General features: G+C 52.1%; 1 protein-coding gene, 1 rRNA gene and 1 other annotated feature (1 of these 3 only partly in view). Both genes read left to right on the forward strand.

Features of this window, described 5'->3' with window-relative positions:
* Positions 1-2,427: a sequence feature (most likely nonfunctional fraction of RNA operon), on the forward strand; it begins 1,629 nt to the left of the window's first position.
* Complete coding sequence (locus tag ACT29I_RS25525; protein ID WP_444794840.1) at positions 1,734-2,000, forward strand: hypothetical protein; 267 nt, start codon at positions 1,734-1,736, stop codon at positions 1,998-2,000. It overlaps the preceding feature by 267 nt.
* 80 nt (positions 2,428-2,507) lie before the next feature.
* Positions 2,508-2,617: ribosomal RNA gene (gene rrf / locus ACT29I_RS25530) — 5S ribosomal RNA — on the forward strand.
* Positions 2,618-2,678: the final 61 nt, after the last annotated feature.

Here is a 2,678-nt window from a genome sequence, read left to right on the forward strand (position 1 = left end):
AGCAAGATAGTGGTATCCTGAGTAGGGCGGGACACGTGAAATCCTGTCTGAACCCGCGGGGCCCATCCCGTAAGGCTAAATACTCCTGAAAGACCGATAGTGAACCAGTACCGTGAGGGAAAGGTGAAAAGTACCCCGAACAGGGGAGTGAAACAGTACCTGAAACCGTGCGCTTACAAGCGGTCGGAGCGGATTTTATCCGTGACGGCGTGCCTTTTGCATAATGAGCCTACGAGTTAGTCGTGGTTGGCAAGGTTAAGACCTTCAGGGTCGGAGCCGAAGCGAAAGCGAGTCTGAACAGGGCGAAATAGTCAGCCGCGCTAGACGCGAAACCAGGTGATCTACCCATGGTCAGGTTGAAGTTCCGGTAACACGGAATGGAGGACCGAACCGCCAGACGTTGAAAAGTCTTCGGATGAACTGTGGGTAGGGGTGAAAGGCCAATCAAACCTGGAAATAGCTCGTACTCCCCGAAATGCATTTAGGTGCAGCCTTGTTTTAATCTTACAGAGGTAGAGCTACTGATTGGACGAGAGGGCTTCACCGCCTATCAACTCCTGATAAACTCCGAATGCTGTAAGATGATGAACAGGAGTGAGGGCATGGGTGCTAAGGTCCATGTCCGAAAGGGAAAGAACCCGGACCACCGGCTAAGGTCCCCAAATATATGCTAAGTTGAACAAACGCGGTTCGATTGCAGTGACAGCTAGGATGTTGGCTTGGAAGCAGCCATTCATTTAAAGAGTGCGTAACAGCTCACTAGTCGAGCGATCGGGCATGGATAATAATCGGGCATAAGCATATTACCGAAGCCGTGGATTTGTGAATTTTCACAAGTGGTAGGGGAGCATTCCAACGGCCTTGAAGCGGCATGGCGATGTGCCGTGGAGCGGTTGGAAAAGCAAATGTAGGCATAAGTAACGATAATGCGGGCGAGAAACCCGCACGCCGAAAAACTCAGGTTTCCTGATCAACGCTAATCGGATCAGGGTCAGTCGGGACCTAACGCGAACCCGAAAGGGGTAGTGGATGGACAACAGGTTAATATTCCTGTACCCCCTGTATACTAAAAGTGACGTATCCGCGAGATTGCTACGTACTGACGGAATAGTACGTTGAGCCTAGGCTTCGGCCGAAGCGAAGCAGAGCAGCGGGTACCGAGAAAAGCGAGTATAGGGGCCCGTACCGTAAACGGACACACGTAGTTGGGTTGAGTATACTGAGGCGCTCGAGTGATTCATGGCTAAGGAACTCGGCAAATTAGCCCCGTAACTTCGGGAAAAGGGGCGCCAGTTTAGGCTGGCCGCAGAGAAATGGCGCATGCGACTGTTTATCAAAAACACATGGCTTTGCAAATTCGAAAGAAGACGTATAAGGCCTGACACCTGCCCGGTGCCGGAAGGTTAAGAGGAGAGGTTAGCTTCGGCGAGGCCTTGAATTGAAGCCCCGGTAAACGGCGGCCGTAACTATAACGGTCCTAAGGTAGCGAAATTCCTTGTCGGGTAAGTTCCGACCTGCACGAATGGTGTAACGATGTGCGCGCTGTCTCGGCCATGAGCTCGGTGAAATTGTAGTATCGGTGAAGATGCCGATTACCCGCAACGGGACGGAAAGACCCCGTGAACCTTTACTGCAACTTAACATTGGTTGTGGGCAAGTAATGTGTAGGATAGGACGGAGACTTTGATGCTGCATCGCCAGGTGTAGTTTAGTCGCCCTTGAAATACGTCCCTTTGCTTGTCTGTGGCCTAACGGATTTATCCGGACATTGTTTGGTGGGTAGTTTGACTGGGGTGGTCGCCTCCAAAAGAGTAACGGAGGCTTTCAAAGGTTTCCTCAGGACGATTGGTAACCGTCCGCAGAGTGTAATGGCACAAGGAAGCTTGACTGTGAGGCCGACAAGCCGACCAGGTACGAAAGTAGGACATAGTGATCCGGTGGTTCCGCATGGAAGGGCCATCGCTCAAAGGATAAAAGGTACTCCGGGGATAACAGGCTGATCGCTCCCAAGAGCTCATATCGACGGAGCGGTTTGGCACCTCGATGTCGGCTCGTCACATCCTGGGGCTGGAGAAGGTCCCAAGGGTTGGGCTGTTCGCCCATTAAAGTGGCACGCGAGCTGGGTTCAGAACGTCGTGAGACAGTTCGGTCCCTATCTGTTGTGGGCGCGGGATATTTGAGAAGGCCTGACGTTAGTACGAGAGGACCGCGTCGGACTCACCTCTGGTGTACCAGTTGTTCCGCCAGGAGCACCGCTGGGTAGCTATGTGGGGAAGGGATAAGTGCTGAAAGCATCTAAGCACGAAGCCTGCTTCGAGATGAGATATCCTTATCAGGGACGTTGTAGACTACGACGTTGATAGGCCGCAGGTGTAAAGGCAGCGATGTCAAAGCCGAGCGGTACTAATTGCCCGAAACTTTTAGTTGGCGCGTTGCGCGCGAGAATGTGATTTTGGTTGTTGCCGGTATGACAATAACATGATACGATACAGGATATGTAAAAATATTCAGGTGGCTATAGCGACGGGGCCCCACCTCTTCCCATCCCGAACAGAGAAGTTAAGCCCGTTAGCGCCGATGGTACTGCGTACAGTGGGAGAGTAGGTCGCCGCCCATCTTTGACAAGAGGACAGTTTTCGAAAGAGGACTGTCCTTTTTGCGTTAATCGCGTTTTTTCC

This window comes from Saccharicrinis sp. GN24d3, assembly GCF_052400645.1.
Taxonomy (GTDB): domain Bacteria; phylum Bacteroidota; class Bacteroidia; order Bacteroidales; family Marinilabiliaceae; genus Saccharicrinis.